At 39.0% G+C, this 15001-nt stretch carries 17 protein-coding genes; all 17 read right to left on the bottom strand.

Annotated elements, in window-relative coordinates:
- Positions 1-75: 75 nt before the first annotated feature.
- The 17 genes from ftsX to D8837_RS04355 all read right to left on the bottom strand — a co-directional run bounded on the left by ftsX (position 76) and on the right by D8837_RS04355 (position 14905).
- Positions 76-1002 carry a permease-like cell division protein FtsX gene (gene ftsX / locus D8837_RS04445; protein ID WP_125456331.1) on the bottom strand — a complete coding sequence of 309 codons (927 nt, stop codon included), beginning with the start codon at positions 1000-1002 and terminating at the stop codon, positions 76-78.
- Positions 995-1687, bottom strand: coding sequence for a cell division ATP-binding protein FtsE (ftsE, locus tag D8837_RS04440; protein ID WP_125456330.1), 693 nt, complete (start codon positions 1685-1687; stop codon positions 995-997). Before ftsE ends, ftsX begins: the two co-directional genes overlap by 8 nt.
- 17 nt (positions 1688-1704) lie before the next feature.
- Positions 1705-2800 (bottom strand): peptide chain release factor 2 gene (prfB, locus tag D8837_RS04435; RefSeq protein WP_125456329.1). Its coding sequence is split into 2 segments (ribosomal slippage): positions 1705-2727 and positions 2729-2800, totalling 1095 coding nucleotides; the frame shifts between segments, so codons are not numbered across the junction.
- A gap of 108 nt (positions 2801-2908) precedes the next feature.
- Positions 2909-3565: a CBS domain-containing protein gene (locus D8837_RS04425; protein WP_125456328.1), complete on the bottom strand. Its 657-nt coding sequence runs from the start codon at positions 3563-3565 to the stop codon at positions 2909-2911.
- Positions 3566-3717: 152 nt separating this feature from the next.
- Entirely contained in the window at positions 3718-5145 is a 1428-nt protein-coding gene (locus tag D8837_RS04420) for a cytosine permease (RefSeq protein ID WP_125456327.1), read from the bottom strand.
- A 1-nt stretch (position 5146) separates the two neighbouring features.
- Positions 5147-5332 (bottom strand): hypothetical protein, encoded by a 186-nt coding sequence (locus D8837_RS04415; RefSeq protein WP_125456326.1) that lies wholly within the window; start codon positions 5330-5332, stop codon positions 5147-5149.
- Positions 5310-7112 carry a phosphotransferase gene (locus D8837_RS04410; protein ID WP_125456325.1) on the bottom strand — a complete coding sequence of 601 codons (1803 nt, stop codon included), beginning with the start codon at positions 7110-7112 and terminating at the stop codon, positions 5310-5312. The genes D8837_RS04415 and D8837_RS04410 overlap by 23 nt, the downstream gene beginning before the upstream one ends.
- A 254-nt stretch (positions 7113-7366) precedes the next feature.
- Complete coding sequence (locus D8837_RS04405) at positions 7367-8077, bottom strand: ABC transporter ATP-binding protein (RefSeq protein ID WP_049500136.1); 711 nt, start codon at positions 8075-8077, stop codon at positions 7367-7369.
- Complete coding sequence (locus tag D8837_RS04400) at positions 8077-8841, bottom strand: ABC transporter ATP-binding protein (protein ID WP_001185995.1); 765 nt, start codon at positions 8839-8841, stop codon at positions 8077-8079. Before D8837_RS04400 ends, D8837_RS04405 begins: the two co-directional genes overlap by 1 nt.
- The gene (locus D8837_RS04395; protein WP_000662290.1) at positions 8841-9797 is read right to left on the bottom strand and encodes a branched-chain amino acid ABC transporter permease; all 957 of its coding nucleotides are present in this window, start codon (positions 9795-9797) and stop codon (positions 8841-8843) included. The genes D8837_RS04400 and D8837_RS04395 overlap by 1 nt, the downstream gene beginning before the upstream one ends.
- Before the next feature lie 3 nt (positions 9798-9800).
- Positions 9801-10670, bottom strand: coding sequence for a branched-chain amino acid ABC transporter permease (locus tag D8837_RS04390; protein WP_000941427.1), 870 nt, complete (start codon positions 10668-10670; stop codon positions 9801-9803).
- A gap of 116 nt (positions 10671-10786) precedes the next feature.
- Positions 10787-11947 (bottom strand): ABC transporter substrate-binding protein, encoded by a 1161-nt coding sequence (locus D8837_RS04385; protein WP_000726119.1) that lies wholly within the window; start codon positions 11945-11947, stop codon positions 10787-10789.
- 66 nt (positions 11948-12013) lie between these two features.
- Positions 12014-12301: a YlbG family protein gene (locus tag D8837_RS04380; protein WP_125456324.1), complete on the bottom strand. Its 288-nt coding sequence runs from the start codon at positions 12299-12301 to the stop codon at positions 12014-12016.
- Between the two features lie 78 nt (positions 12302-12379).
- Complete coding sequence (gene clpP / locus D8837_RS04370) at positions 12380-12970, bottom strand: ATP-dependent Clp protease proteolytic subunit ClpP (protein ID WP_125456322.1); 591 nt, start codon at positions 12968-12970, stop codon at positions 12380-12382.
- A 173-nt stretch (positions 12971-13143) separates the two neighbouring features.
- Entirely contained in the window at positions 13144-13773 is a 630-nt protein-coding gene (gene upp, locus D8837_RS04365) for a uracil phosphoribosyltransferase (RefSeq protein WP_000515974.1), read from the bottom strand.
- An 88-nt stretch (positions 13774-13861) separates the two neighbouring features.
- Positions 13862-14329, bottom strand: coding sequence for a deoxycytidylate deaminase (locus D8837_RS04360; RefSeq protein WP_125456321.1), 468 nt, complete (start codon positions 14327-14329; stop codon positions 13862-13864).
- 18 nt (positions 14330-14347) lie between these two features.
- A complete protein-coding gene (locus D8837_RS04355) occupies positions 14348-14905 on the bottom strand; it encodes a TetR/AcrR family transcriptional regulator (protein ID WP_000004136.1) in 558 nt (185 codons plus the stop codon).
- Positions 14906-15001 lie beyond the last annotated feature (96 nt).

Raw genomic sequence — 15001 nt, 5'->3', positions numbered from 1 at the left:
AAAAAAGTAGACTTTTTTCTAAAATTTTTGTAGTAAAAAAGGAGATATTAAAATCTCCTCAAATATACTTCTATTTTAGATTTTCAGGAATCGGCGCATTGAAATTCCTGATCCAATTGAACCAATAAAAATTCCAATCACAAATAATAAGGCAATCATCAAAGGAGTAAATACTTCTGGCGCAATCATAGAGAGATTTTGGCCCACTAATGATTTATTAACTGATTGGTAAACCATCTGATACACAATAAATACCAAAACTGATGGTGCAGTTGCACCCAGTAAACCGATAAAAGCACCTTCAAGTAAGAAAGGACCGCGGATATATCCATTCTTTGCACCTACCAAACGCATGATTTGAATTTCACGGCTTCGTGAAATAATGGTGATACGAATAGTATTAGAAATCAAGAACACTGCAATGAAAATCAGTAATCCCGCGATAACTAGTCCCCAGACACGAATAAATGAGGCTAACTTAAACAAGCGTTCTGTATTAGCACCACCATCTTGAACTTCTGATACACCTTCGATTTTTTTAGCCTCTTCTGCTACTGTCTTTACATCACTTGGTGTATTTGTATCAACGATATATGCATCATAGAGTGGATTGGCATCACCCTCAAAGATTTTCCAGTTGTCCCCCATTGTTTCTGTCAACTTTTCATATTGTTCTTCTTTACTTGAAAACGTAACACTTTTAACGGTTGACATACCTTTCAAAGCATCATATACCTTATGGTAGTCGTTATTTGTAACAGTTTGACCTTCTTTTTCAATGGTCTCACTATTATCAGCTACGTCCTTACGAATGTATACCATTACTCGAACATTATTTTCAATATCTGTAGCTAGTTTAGCCGTATTAAAGATAACAGATGCAAATATTGCAACCAAGGTCAAAGTAATCATAACTGAACTGACAGCAGCTACTGTCATCCAGCCATTTCGTTTCAAACTTTTTAATGATTCAAATAAATGACGAAAAAATCTACTAATCATCGTATCCATATTCTCCTTTAGCTTCGTCACGAACGACACGGCCATTTTCAATGGCAATGACACGGTGGCGCAAGGTATTTACAATCTGACTGTTGTGGGTCGCCATCAAGACAGTTGTACCTTGAAGATTGATGCGTTCCAAGAGATTCATAATTTCCCATGAATTATCCGGGTCCAAGTTTCCTGTCGGTTCATCAGCAATTAATACTTTTGGATTATTTACAATGGCACGTGCAATTGCAATCCGTTGTTGTTCTCCTCCTGAAAGTTCATTTGGAAAAGAACGAACCTTGTGCTTCAGTCCAACCAAATCTAAGACTTCCATAACACGTTTTTTGATATTACGTCGACTTTCACCAATTACTTCCATTGCATAGGCAATATTTTCATAAACGGTCTTCTTTGGCAACAATTTATAATCCTGGAATACAACTCCAACACTACGACGCAATAAAGGAACATCTTTCTTTTTAATTTTAACCAGATTAAAACCAGCAACAGATAAGCTTCCTTTTTCGATTTTTACTTCGCGGTACAAAGCACGAATAAAGGTTGATTTCCCTGCTCCCGACGGACCTACGATATAGGCAAATTCTCCTGGTTCAACAGTGACAGATACACCTCGCAAGGCTGTCGTTCCATTATCATACTTTTTGACAACATCTCTCATTTCAATGATTGGCATGTGAGTTCCTTTCTATCTTAGCTAATTCGCCACTTGAGATAGGCATCAATGAAACCATCCAAGTCTCCATCCATAATCTTATCTACCTGCGCGACTTCAAAACTAGTTCGATGATCTTTTACCATAGTATAAGGCGTAAAAACATAAGAACGGATTTGACTTCCCCATGTGATTTCCTTTTTCTCACCCTTGAGGGAATCGACTTCCGCAGCTTTCTTTTCTTGCTCCATTTGATAGAGCTTAGCCTGTAACATCTTCATGGCACGATCTCTATTTCCATACTGGGTACGATCGACCGTTGACTGGACGACAATTCCCGTAGGAATGTGTGTTAAACGTACACCTGTTGAAACCTTATTGACGTTTTGTCCACCAGCACCACCTGAACGGAAGGTATCCATCTTGATATCATCTTCACGGATTTCCACTTCAATGGTATCATCCAATTCTGGCATTACTTCCACCGATGTGAAAGAGGTGTGGCGACGTTTGGCAGAGTCAAATGGCGAAATTCGCACCAAACGGTGTACACCCATTTCTGACTTGAGAAGGCCGTAGGCATTAGGCCCTTCAAATGATAAGGTTACCGACTTAATACCTGCCTCATCACCTGCTTGGTAATCCAAGACTTCTACTTTAAAGCCTTTAGCATTTCCATAACGAGTATACATACGAAGCAGCATATCACCCCAGTCCTGAGCCTCAGTACCACCGGATCCTGGATGGATTTCCAAGATGGCATTATTGTGGTCATAAGGTTCTGACAAGAGAAGGGTCATCTCATAGCTGGTCATCATCTTATCAAGTTCTGACAACTGTTCAACCAACTCTTCATGCACTGACTCATCTTCAGCTAAAAAGTCTAATAAAATTTCAACTTCATCCTGCAACTCTTCCATTTTGTGGAAGGTGTTGTAGGTGTTTTTTAATTCATTCAATTCTTGCGACGTCTTTTGGGCCGCGATATTATCGTTCCAAAAATCAGGTTCTGTCATCTTGTTTTCCAAGATGGCAATCTCTTCCTCTAGACCTTCGAGGTCAAAGAGACCCCCTGAAAGAAGCTAATTTTTCACGATTTGCGTCAATTTTCTGACGAATTTCTGAAATGTCCATAAATACTCCTTTTTTATATCGTTTTATTATACCATAATCTATCATTTCTTTCCATCTTTTGCTCTAAGCCCTTATTAGACATAAAAAGAAGCCTTTCGGCTTCCCTTCTTACAAGACTTTTGCTGAAGTACGAGTAATCTCTTCTACTTGAATATTCTCTGATTCAAATTTTTGTTTTAAGGATGACAAATCAACTGAACCATCAATTTGAACTTCGATAATCACCTTACCATCTTTTCGTGGAATATTAACTGTATGGGAAATATTCAAATTTTCTTCTACAATCAAAGAAACAATCTTTCCGAGTACACCAACTTCATTCTCCGTAACAAAGCGCACACGAATCCCTTCTTCACCGTAACCAGCAATTTCAAGAAAGGCTTGGAAAACGTCACGGTCCGTAATAACCCCATAGACTTGATGGTTATCTACGACAGGAAGAATACCAATCTTGTTTTTCAACATCAGATAAGTTGCATCCTCTAGACTCGCATAGCCTGAAACAGTGACAACATCGCGAATCATGACATCTTTCACTTTTGTCTTATTTAGAAGATAATTCATCTCATAGATAGAAAGACTGGTTGCTTTAGATGGACTAGCTTGGGCAATCGTTCCCTCAGTCACCAAACCAACCAATTGATCATTTTCAATAACAGGCAAGCGATGTAATCCTTGCTCTCTCATCAAATCTGCTGCATGAGATACTGTTGTATCTGGACTAATATAAACTACCTTGCGGGTCATAAAATCTTTAACTGCCATGAGACTTCTCCTTTTCTATTCTCATCCCTATTATACAATCTTTTTGCAAATCTATCAAACGCTTACATTTCTTTTTCAAAATTTCGAAAAATCAGAAAATCTTGCATCAAATGCCACTATAAATTAAGAGGAAACCGAACCCCCCTCTCGTCTTAAATCGTGATAGTGTTCCGATCTTTTATCATATATCGTTTCAATGGAGTAAGACTAGCTAGCCAGTATAATAAGCCACCGAATATCGCAGTAAAACCACTACCCGTTGTGACTAAAAAGATTGGACTTTGAATTTGTGCTGTTACAGGGTTGTAAACAAATAGTACTGCTACCAATAAAGAGATAAATACACAAGACAAGCCAACCAAGTTAAATCCCTTAGTAAACTCGTAAGCGTCATGACCTTCAAGGAAATAGGCTGAACGCAAGTCGAGTTTTCGTTTTCTTAGGATAAAGTAATCGACAACAATCATACCAATAATTGGCCCCTGAATATAAGCGGCTAGGGAGATGAAGGATCCAAAATACTCTTCCACTCCTCCCCAGATGGTGAGTAGACTCACGTAAACCATGGCAATCCAAACCATTAGCTTATAACTTACTTTAGGCATCCCACTTTTTACAATCATACAGTTCACGTATGATCCTGTCCCTTGGGTTCCAATATTAGCAAAGGCTACTAGTAGTAAACTTAGAAGTGCAAAGGCTGGAGTGCTTAGAGTTGATAGCATTGTTGTTGGATCACTTTCATAAACACCTGTTTTGACAAACATGGCTAGAGCCATAACTCCACCAGTCGCAACGAAGAATGGAGCCACAACTCCGTATGATAAGGCTGTAGCCCAATAACCACTGCGTTCTGATTTTGCTAAACGCGGTAAAACCAATGCCTGTGTAGACCAAGAGAAAGCAAAGGCAACATTTCCTTCCCCAGAGAGCATAAAACGTTCTAATGGCGTCAGATCTCCTTGGGTGACTGGTTGAATATTCATAATATCAGTTATAGGAACGGCGACAAAGCAGATTCCAACGATAATCAGACCGACAATCAATAAGGCAATAACTAAGAAGCGATTGGTCCATTTAATCACTTCTGGACCTCCGAGAGCTATGAAAGTACCGATAAGAACACAGAAGGTACCCAGAATAGGCGCCCATACTCCCTTTTCTAAACCAAGACCAAAATTGTTTGCCAAATGGATCATAGAACTGGCAAAAAGATTAGCCGCAACAGCATACCATCCAAAGTTAGCCAAACTAATAATGGTTGATAGCAGGGCTACACCTCTTTTTCCTAGAACGGCTCTCAACCAAATCCACAAATCAATTCCATATTTAACGGCAAACAAAATAGGAAGACATTCAATAAAGACCCAGATAATGTTAAAGCTGAAAATATTAATCAACATTTGATTAAATGTCAAATATTGAGCTACATAAGCCCCTTGAGTATAACACCAAGTTGCGATGGCAAAACCACTTGTCGATAGAAAGAGATCCCAAAAAGAATACTGACGTTCCTTATTGGTCATGGGAACAATTCCTGTTATGGTTTCTTTTTGAATATAGTCATTCATTTTAGACATGTTATTGAATTCCTCCCGTCATTGCTAAGATAATCAAAACAAGGTTGATTAGGATAAAGGAGATGATTAAAATGAAATCACTTTTTAAAAATGGTTGAACAAACTCGTAGTTTGGCGACTCCATTTCTTCNAATCTTCTCTTTGTTTCAGTTGCTACTAATTCTTCAATTTCTAATGTAGTTTTCATCTAAGCTCTCCTCCAAATATAAATCAAGGGCCAGTTGTCCGTATTGTTTGGTATAGCGATACCAGATGTAGAGAAACTCACCAACTGGTTTTCCGACACTCTCCTGGAACAAAGCCCACAAGAACCAATAATATGAGGTTACTGCTACATAAGCTAAGTAGTGACGTTTGGTTTTCTTATCTGGTACTTCTTGTAGATAGATTTCAAGTACTTTTTCTGCGTCCTCTACAGTGTAGTTGGAACAAGCGATAAAGGTTCCCAAATCTCCTGCTGGCTCTCCCATTCCAGAATATTCCCAATCAATCAAGCTTATTTCACCTGCTTCATTCAACAAAAAATTAGGACTATAGGAATCGCCATGACAAAGAACAACCTGTTTCGGATCATTCTGTAAATAGTTTTTGAGAATTGAAACAGTTTCATCCAATTCCTCGAGACCATCAAACTCGAATCGATTTCTAGCCTTTAATTTTTCTCTAAAATCATCAATTCCTTCAAATTGGTCAAAGGAATGTCCCGTTTTTTCTCCAGATTGGTGTAACCGTCTCAAGAGATCCATTGCTTGTGTCACATCATCCCAATTATCATAATCAAGTTGCTTAGCATTGGGGATAAATTCTGAAATTTTCCAGCCCTCATTCTTGTTCATAGCTACGAAGGTACGATCAATCTTTAATTTTGCAGCAATTTCCATAGAAGCTGCTTCACTAGCTCGATCAATATAATTCTCAGTTCCCCTACCCGGATGACGGTAAACATATTTTTTTCCTAGACAATCAAATGAAAATGACGTGTTGGTTAAGCCATCTTTTAAAGGTTTGATATTGACAACATCTGATGGCACACACTTTAGTGTCTTACAGATATTATCGATAATAGCTGAATCTGTATTTACCAAATAACGTTCATCAAATTGACGTAGTTCATCCAGTGAATCAAATTCTTTAACAATATCCGCTGAATAGTGGCGAGCTTCTAAAAGTAGTTCTTCGACATGGCGACTATAGTAATCTTCCCAAAGCTGTTCCCGATAAGGTTCGTGTTTAAACTCGGTTTCTAAAACTTCCTTAAATTTCTCGCTAAATGCACGGTCAAAATACACGTGCCCCACCATGGCCCAAGTATTTTCTCCACCAATCTGGATATCAATGATCGTGTGATTCGAATCTTCTATAGCACAATATTCGTCCGTTTGACCTTCTGCAAATATAGTCGAGTAGTAACCTCTATAAATATATTGTTCAAAAGGATTTTCCTCAAAATAATTATCCGATGAACAAATATAAGTGTTGGAAAGTTGATCTTTAACCAACATCAGAGACGAACAGTTATTATATTTGTAGTAATCATTATTCACTACAATTTTTACACCAAACTTCTCTGCAAGATAGAACATTTTTTCTTGAAGATAGCCTACGATAACAGTTATATCTTCTATTCCTGCTTCTTGTAGTTGTCTGATTTCCCTCTCAATCAAGCGTTCACCCTTAACTTGAAGCAATCCTTTTGGAATTTCATAAGACAAAGGAGCAAAACGACTACTCATACCAGCAGCCATTATAATAGCATTTTCTACTCGATAGGGTTCTAGAACTTTCTGGCCTAGCTCTGTTAAGTGATGTTCCTCATCAACCCACTTCTCTTCTTTCAGTTTTTTCAATAATGTGTTAATTGTCCCTAAAGAAAGGTCTAACTCTTCAGCTAACTGTCTCTGAGTGAAGGTCTTTTCTTTATGTATCAACATAAAACTCAAAAGTTTAAATTGTTTTTCTGTTACCATTTCTTAGTCCTCCTGTTCAATTTTTAATTATCCATATTATAATATGAACAAAAATTGCTGTCAATTTAAAAACGAAAATATTCAGTAAAAATCAAGACCTTCTTCTATTTTTTCAAAAACCATATAAATAAAAGAGCTCCCTAATTTGAAGCTCTAGAATATTTTATATTTCTTATGAGTAAGAAAAGTAGTCGTATTATATGTCGCTTAATTACAATCCTCATCCACCGACTAAAACAATCCACTGGATTGTTTTAGCCACCCAGATACGCTTTTCTGACTTCTTCTGATGAGGCGAGTTCTTTTCCTGTTCCTGATAGGACAATTTTTCCTGTTTCCAGTACATAGCCTCGATCAGAGATTGCGAGTGCTTTATTGGCATTTTGTTCAATCAAGAGAACGGTTGTTCCTTGTTTCTGGATATCTTGAATGATATCAAAAATCTCTTGGATAAAGATTGGAGCAAGTCCCATTGATGGTTCATCTAAAAGGAGAAGTTTTGGTGTTGACATAAGAGCGCGACCCATGGCAAGCATTTGTTGTTCCCCTCCTGAAAGAGTTGCTGCATCTTGGTTCTTCCGTTCTTCAAGACGTGGGAAACGTGAGAAAACTTTCTTCAAGTTAGTTTGATTTTCTTCACGATTTTTCTTTAAGAAAGCTCCCATTTCAAGATTTTCCATAACAGTCAAGCCAGGGAAGACGTGGCGTCCTTCTGGTACTTGTGAAAGACCACCTGCCACGATTTTCTGAGCTGGCATTTTTTGGATTTCTTGACCTAAAAATTCAATTTTTCCTGAACTTGGTCTAACTAGACCAGACAAGGTACGGAGAATGGTTGTCTTACCTGCACCATTGGCACCGATAAGGGAAACTACTTCTCCTTCATTCACTTCAAAGCTTACATCACGGACTGCTTGGATCATGCCGTAATGCACAGAAAGATTATCAACTTTTAACATAGACATTAGGCTTCACCTCCTAGATAAGCTTCGATAACGCGTTTATTGGTCTTAATTTCGTCAGGAGTTCCTTGTGCAATCAAACGGCCATATTCAAGTACGTAGATACGTTCTGTTACTTCCATGACCAGATTCATATCGTGTTCAATCAGCATGATCGTAATCTTAAATTCATCTTTGATACGACGAATTAACTCAGTCAATTCCGCTGTTTCCTGTGGGTTCATACCTGCTGCTGGTTCATCTAAAAAGAGAATTTTAGGTTCCGTAGCGAGGGCACGAACAATTTCTAAACGGCGTTGTTGGCCATAGGCAAGATTTTTAGCAAGCGTTTCTGCATCACCATCTAAATCAAAGATTTTCAACAATTCCAAAGCTTTAGCTTTTAATTCTTTTTCACTCTTGTAAAAAGCTGGTAAGCGTAAGAAACTAGCAAAAACATGTTGTTTGTGATGGTTGCCAAAAGCAATCAAAACATTGTCCAAAACTGTTAAATCTTTAAAGAGACGGATATTTTGGAAAGTACGTCCAAGTCCCAAAGAGGCAATCTTATAAGGTGCCTTTCCATTCAAAAGGTGACCATCTAAGGTAACTGTTCCCTCACTTGGTTCATAAACACCGGTCAAAAGGTTGAAAAGGGTTGTTTTACCAGCTCCGTTAGGACCAATTAGTCCAACCAGTTCCCCTTCGTTCAATTCAAGAGTAACATCTCCAACAGCTGTTAGACCGCCAAAATGTTTGGTTAACTGTTTTACTTCAAGTAATGCCATTAGTTTTGTTCCTCCTTCTTAGATTTTTTAAAGAAACGTGATAGGCTCAATTCCCATGTTCCAAGAAGACCCCCTGGTCTGAAAATCATTACCAATACCAAAGCCAAAGCGTAGATAATCATACGCACGCTAGCAACATCTTGGAGAAGCATATTCAAAATTCCAAGGACAATAGCTGAAACGATTGCACCTGTAATGGAACCAAGTCCACCAAATACAACAATAATCAAAACGTTGATTGAGTTGATGAAGGTGTAATCTTTCGGTACAACTGAACCGATAAATCCTGCCTGAAGTGATCCTGCAATACTTGCAGTAATGGCACCAAAGACAAAGGCGATGATTTTAATTTTAGTCGTATTAACCCCAACTGACTCAGCAGCGATTTCATCCTCACGAACGGATAGGGTTGAACGACCAATTGGACTACGCAAGAAGTTCAAGGTTGCAATGGTTGTAATCACGACAAAGAAGTAAACCATTTGCCAAGTTGTAAAGTTTGGAATTCCCAAGATACCTGCCGCACCATTTGTAAGGCTTCCGCCATTGATGATAAAGATACGGATAATTTCAGAAACACCTAGAGTTGCTACTGCAAGATAGTCCCCCTTCAAGCGCAAGGTTGGAATTCCGACAAGTAAGGCAACTGCTCCTGAAAGCAAAGCCCCTACAAGCATAGCTCCAAAGAAGGCTCCGTAGGTTGGTGATTTAGAACCAATAATAGCTGCTGCATAGGCACCAATCGCCATGAAACCAGCATGACCAAGTGAAAATTGTCCTGAAAAACCAACGATTAAGTTGAGACCAACAGCCAGAATAATATTAATTCCGATTTGTTGTAAAATCTGTACATAGAATAGATTGAGTACTCCGACTGAAACCAGTACACTAATCAAGCCATAGCCAGCTAACAAAAGGAGTAACCATAGAATATTAACTTTTAAATTTTCTTTCATCGTTTACACCTTCTCTTTCACATTTTTACCAAGGATACCAGCTGGGCGGACAATCAAGATCAACAACAAGATTCCATAAACAATGGCATCACGGAAGTCTGACATTCCAAAGGCTGTCGCAAAGGTTTCCAATAGACCAATTACAAAACCACCGAGAGCCGCACCAGGAATGATTCCGATACCACCAAGTACTGCGGCTACGAAGGATTTAAGACCTGGAGTAACCCCCATCAAAGGCTCAAGAGAGTTATAATAGAGGGCAATCAGAACACCAGCCGCACCCGCAAGAGCAGAACCCAAAGCAAAGGTAAAGCTGATAGTACGGTTTACATTGATCCCCATCAATTGCGCCGCATCGCTATCTACGGACACTGCACGCATGGCTTTTCCCATCTTCGTTTTTTGTACAATAACCTGTAACAAAATCATCAAAATCAAGGAAATGGCCAAAATCATTAACTGCACGTTTGTTAGGCTAACTGGTCCCAAATCATAACGAACTGTTTGAATCGCTTGAGGGAAGGCACGGGTATTGGCACCAACCAGATAGACCATCCCATATTCCAATAGGAAAGAAACTCCAATAGCCGTAATCAAAACAGCAATACGAGTAGAGTGACGCAAAGGTCGGTAAGCAAGGAACTCAATCACGACACCAAGAATGGCTGTCGCTAACATAGCTACAATAAGAGCTACAAAGAAATTCATTTGGAAAGAATTAATCAAGAAATAACCGATAAAGGCTCCCATCATATAAATATCACCGTGGGCGAAGTTGATGAGCTTGATAATTCCGTAAACCATGGTATATCCTAGGGCTAACAGCGCATAAACACTACCTAGAATCAAACCATTTACTAGTTGTTGGAGCATAAGATTCACTCTTTCTATTTATAATTTTGAGGGTTTTCCCTCACTTTTTGATAGGTTCTTAAACACCGAAACAGGGAGTGAGTCAGAGGCTCATTCCCTATTTCAACATTTTTCTATTATGGTTTTACAACTTCTGCTGCTTCAACCTTACCATTGTTCATGGTCATCATGTAAGCAGTTTTGACTGTGTTGTGGTCTGCATCAAAGCTTGTTTGACCAGTTACACCTTCAAAATCTTTTGTTTTAGCAAGATTATCCTTAATCTCACCTGAGTTTTTAGCACCTTTTGCTGCGTTTGCTACAAGGTGAACTGAATCATAAGCCAAGGCTGCAAATGTTGAAGGCTCTTCATTGTACTTAGCACGGTAAGCGTCAAGGAAGGCTTTTGCTTTAGCTGAAACTTCTACAGTAGTTGAGAAGCCTGAGATAAAGTAGATGTTTGATGCTTTTTCAGCAGTTGCTTGTTGTACAAACTCTTCACCGTTGAATCCATCACCACCAACGATTGGTTTGTCAATTCCCATACCACGCGCTTGGTTTACAATTTTACCAGCTTCAGTGTAGTAACCAGGAACGATGATAGCATCAAAGTCTTTCCCTTTCATTTTTGTAAGGGCTGCTTGGAAGTCTGTGTCACCTGCTACGAAAGTTTCATCTGCAACGATTTCACCTTTGTAAGCTTCACGGAAGGCTTTGGCAATACCTTTAGCATAGTCGCTGGCATTGTCAGTATAAAGAACAACTTTCTTAGCTTGTAATTTTTCAGAAACATAGTTTGAGATAATTTTTCCTTGGAAGCTATCTTGGAAAGTTCCGATAAAGAGGTAATCTTGACCTTTAGTCAATCCATCTTGCGTCGCACTTGGCGAAATCAATGGAACACCTGCTTTTGTAGCGTTCGCTACCGCAGCTGCAGTCGCACCAGATGTCGCAGGTCCTACGATTGCTGATACTTTAGATTGGGTTACAAGGTTAGTTGTTACTGAAGCCGCCTCAGCTGTTTCAGACTTATTATCTTTATCGACTACTTCGATTTGTTTTCCATCGATACCACCTGCTGCATTGATTTCATCAACGGCAAGTTGGGCACCTTTTTGTTCAGATGTACCGTAAGCTGCTACGGCACCAGTTTCTTCGAAGTTAAATCCGATTTTGATTGTCTTTTCCTCTACTGAGTTACCAGCAGCGTTTGACGCTCCAGACTTCACTTCTCCACAGGCTGCAAGAAGTGCTACACTTGCAAGCGCCACAAACGATAGGGCAAATTTTTTCTTCATCTTTTTTGTCTCCTTATTTCTTAAATAAATNGCATGTTAAGAATATACCGAATTATCAGAAAATTGTCAACACTTTTCTTCAACTTTTTCGATGATAACGTTTTCCTCTCGATGAAGATTGCCCACAAAGGGTGTTTCCAGCTCTTGGATATGACAAACTCTGACTTTTTTTATAAATTTTTCCTTGCTCAAGCGCCCGACCAATTGCTCCACTTCTTGAGTTGGAACATAAAGCTGTAAGTAACGATGTTTCTTGGAATGATAGGTAATATCTCCATAATCCTGCAGTTTTTTGGCATCACGATTATAGTAAAGATAGATAATCAAGCCAGATCGATTGACTTTTTCAAACATGATGAATCCTCTTTCTAAGAAATCTCTCCCTATTATACCAAAAAAAGCAAACCCAGTCGAGTTTGCCTTCTTTGATTATTAGTTCAATGAATTGTTGGCCATGATTTCATCAATAAAGCCATATTCAAGTGTTTCTTGGGCGCTCATCCAGTTATCACGTTCTGCATCTGCATGGACTTTTTCGATTGACTGACCTGAATTTTCAGCCAAGATTTTTTCCAAGATGTTACGAGTTTTAAGCAAGTGTTCTGCAGCAATCGCCATATCGGTTTGTTGAGTACCACCGCCTGTACCACCCATTGGTTGGTGGATCATGTATTCAGCATTTGGAAGCATGAAACGTTTGCCTTTTGCTCCACTTGATGCAATGACCGTCCCCATAGATGCGGCCATACCCATAACGATGGTTTGGACATCTGCCTTAATAAAGTTCATGGTGTCAACGATCGCCAAACCAGCTGAAACTGAACCACCAGGTGTATTGAGATAAAGGTAAATATCTTTTGTACTATCTTGGGCATCCAAGAAAAGCAACTGGGCAATAACTGAGTTAGCCATGTTGTCTTCAACTGGGCCTGTCAGCATAATGATGCGGTCTTTAAGAAGACGTGAGTAAATATCGTAGGAACGTTCTCCACGGCTTGTTTGTTCAATAACTACAGGAATCATTCAATTCTCCTTTTGAATTTTAATTTTGTTGGTCAAATGACTGAAGGTAAGACTATTATAATATCTTGGTCAAAAAAGGTCAAATTTTTGCTCTGTTTTCATTAGACAGAAACAAAAATTCAACCTCCTTTCACGACTAGAAATCCTTTTCCAAGTCAATCTTCTTTTTGATCTTATTTCGTACCGAACAAGCGGTCCCCAGCATCTCCAAGACCTGGAACGATATAACCGTGTTCGTTTAAGCGTTCATCCAAGGCTGCTGTAAAGATTTCTACATCTGGATGAGCTTCTTGAAGGGCTTTAACACCTTCTGGAGCAGATACAAGGCAGACAAATTTGATATTTGATGCTCCACGTTTTTTAAGAGAATCAACAGCCAAGATTGCTGAGCCACCTGTTGCCAACATTGGGTCTACCACAAAAATTTGACGTTGGTCAATATCTTCAGGCAATTTCACCAAATACTCAACTGGTTGAAGCGTTTCTTCATCACGGTACATACCGATGTGACCAACCTTAGCAGCTGGAACCAAGCTCAAGAGTCCATCAACCATACCGATACCTGCACGCAAAATTGGAACGATGGCCAATTTCTTACCTGCCAATTGTTTTTGAACTGTTTTTGTGATTGGTGTTTCGATTTCCACATCTTCTAGTGGAAGATCACGAAGTACTTCATACCCCATCAACATTGCAATCTCATCTACTAGCTCACGGAAAGCTTTTGTAGAAGTATCTGTACGACGCAAGATTGACAATTTGTGTTGAATCAGTGGATGATTAATAACTTCAATTTTTCCCATTTTTGGAATTCCTTCTTTCAATTTATTCTTCTTATTATACCAAAAAACGGTTTAAAAATCTTTCTAAACCATTTATTTTTGATATTTTTTACATTAGATCAGCCTCTTTAAGAGCTTCCCGTACGGTCTCAAGTGGTAAATGGGTTAATTCTGTTCCCTTTTCTTGATAAAGTTTTTGGGCATAGTCGTCCATTCGGTACTGGTTGATATAAACCACTCGCTTGCAACCAACCTGCAATAATTGTTTTGTACAGTTCAGACAAGGAAAATGGGTTACATAGGCTGTAAAGCCTTTAGGAACACCACGTTCAGCACCTTGGAGAATGGCATTAACCTCAGCGTGAAGGGTGCGAACACAGTGTCCTTCAATGACTAGACATTCGTGATCAATACAATGCTCGGTACCTGACACCGAACCATTGTAACCAGTGGAAATCACCTTATTATCCTTAACCAGAATTGCACCCACTTTAGCGCGTTTACAAGTGGAACGATTGGCAATTAGTAGAGCTTGGGCTGCAAAATACTCATCCCAGGCTAGTCTTTTTTCAGTCATATCTCTTCTCCTTTTTCTCTATTTTTTAAAAAATGGTAACCGTAAGTCCGCAATCTTTTCAGCTGGTACCTTCATGCCATCCTTGATCCACTTTAGGAGAACAGATACAATGGCTGAACTCCAGAAGGAATGAAGATAAGAGCTGACACCTTTTGATTTTCCATGGTATTTTTCTAGAAATTCCTGCATGGCTTGGACAAAGATTTTTTCCAGATGGTAATCTAAGGCCAATTGAATCACTCTGGCCTCCTTTCTTGCTTCTCGGAAAAGGTGAACCCAGACCAGATAAAGGTCTGTCTTTAAATCATAATGATGTAACTGTTCCATAATATTATGAACAGTTCGTTTAAAGACGCTCTCTAAAATTTCCTCTTTGGAATCATAATTGCGATAAAAGGCCGCACGCGAAACGCCTGCACGTTTGACCAATTCAGAAATACTAATCTTGGTCAGGTCCTTTTTTTCCAAGAGTTGCAAGAGGGCTGTTTCAATGGCTTCTCTGGTTAATAGATTTGATTCTTGATTTGATTTTCTGAGATTTTCAAGAGACTTTTCAGAGATTCTACGTTCAGACATAACATTTTCTTTCTACTTGTCACAACAGACGGATGAGGCTTTTGTTTCAAGGGTTTTCATGATATAATTGTAAAAAAAGACAGAACCTTTGTCAAT

It is taken from the genome of Streptococcus mitis (assembly GCF_003942965.1).
Taxonomy (GTDB): domain Bacteria; phylum Bacillota; class Bacilli; order Lactobacillales; family Streptococcaceae; genus Streptococcus; species Streptococcus mitis_BH.
Note: the sequence above shows the minus strand (reverse complement) of the source record. Positions and strands in the feature narration are given on the sequence as shown.

What these genes read in the sequence shown, in the direction of transcription:
- D8837_RS04410 (WP_125456325.1), bottom strand. Translation starts at nt 7,112, where the DNA reads ATGGTAACAGAAAAACAATTTAAACTTTTGAGTTTTATGTTGATACAT.
- D8837_RS04380 (WP_125456324.1), bottom strand. Translation starts at nt 12,301, where the DNA reads ATGTTTGAAAAAGTCAATCGATCTGGCTTGATTATCTATCTTTACTAT.
- upp (WP_000515974.1), bottom strand. Translation starts at nt 13,773, where the DNA reads ATGGGAAAAATTGAAGTTATTAATCATCCACTGATTCAACACAAATTG.
- clpP (WP_125456322.1), bottom strand. Translation starts at nt 12,970, where the DNA reads ATGATTCCTGTAGTTATTGAACAAACAAGCCGTGGAGAACGTTCCTAC.
- D8837_RS04425 (WP_125456328.1), bottom strand. Translation starts at nt 3,565, where the DNA reads ATGGCAGTTAAAGATTTTATGACCCGCAAGGTAGTTTATATTAGTCCA.
- ftsX (WP_125456331.1), bottom strand. Translation starts at nt 1,002, where the DNA reads ATGATTAGTAGATTTTTTCGTCATTTATTTGAATCATTAAAAAGTTTG.
- D8837_RS04405 (WP_049500136.1), bottom strand. Translation starts at nt 8,077, where the DNA reads ATGTCTATGTTAAAAGTTGATAATCTTTCTGTGCATTACGGCATGATC.
- ftsE (WP_125456330.1), bottom strand. Translation starts at nt 1,687, where the DNA reads ATGCCAATCATTGAAATGAGAGATGTTGTCAAAAAGTATGATAATGGA.
- D8837_RS04390 (WP_000941427.1), bottom strand. Translation starts at nt 10,670, where the DNA reads ATGCTCCAACAACTAGTAAATGGTTTGATTCTAGGTAGTGTTTATGCG.
- D8837_RS04385 (WP_000726119.1), bottom strand. Translation starts at nt 11,947, where the DNA reads ATGAAGAAAAAATTTGCCCTATCGTTTGTGGCGCTTGCAAGTGTAGCA.
- D8837_RS04395 (WP_000662290.1), bottom strand. Translation starts at nt 9,797, where the DNA reads ATGAAAGAAAATTTAAAAGTTAATATTCTATGGTTACTCCTTTTGTTA.
- D8837_RS04360 (WP_125456321.1), bottom strand. Translation starts at nt 14,329, where the DNA reads ATGACTGAAAAAAGACTAGCCTGGGATGAGTATTTTGCAGCCCAAGCT.
- D8837_RS04355 (WP_000004136.1), bottom strand. Translation starts at nt 14,905, where the DNA reads ATGTCTGAACGTAGAATCTCTGAAAAGTCTCTTGAAAATCTCAGAAAA.
- D8837_RS04400 (WP_001185995.1), bottom strand. Translation starts at nt 8,841, where the DNA reads ATGGCATTACTTGAAGTAAAACAGTTAACCAAACATTTTGGCGGTCTA.
- D8837_RS04420 (WP_125456327.1), bottom strand. Translation starts at nt 5,145, where the DNA reads ATGTCTAAAATGAATGACTATATTCAAAAAGAAACCATAACAGGAATT.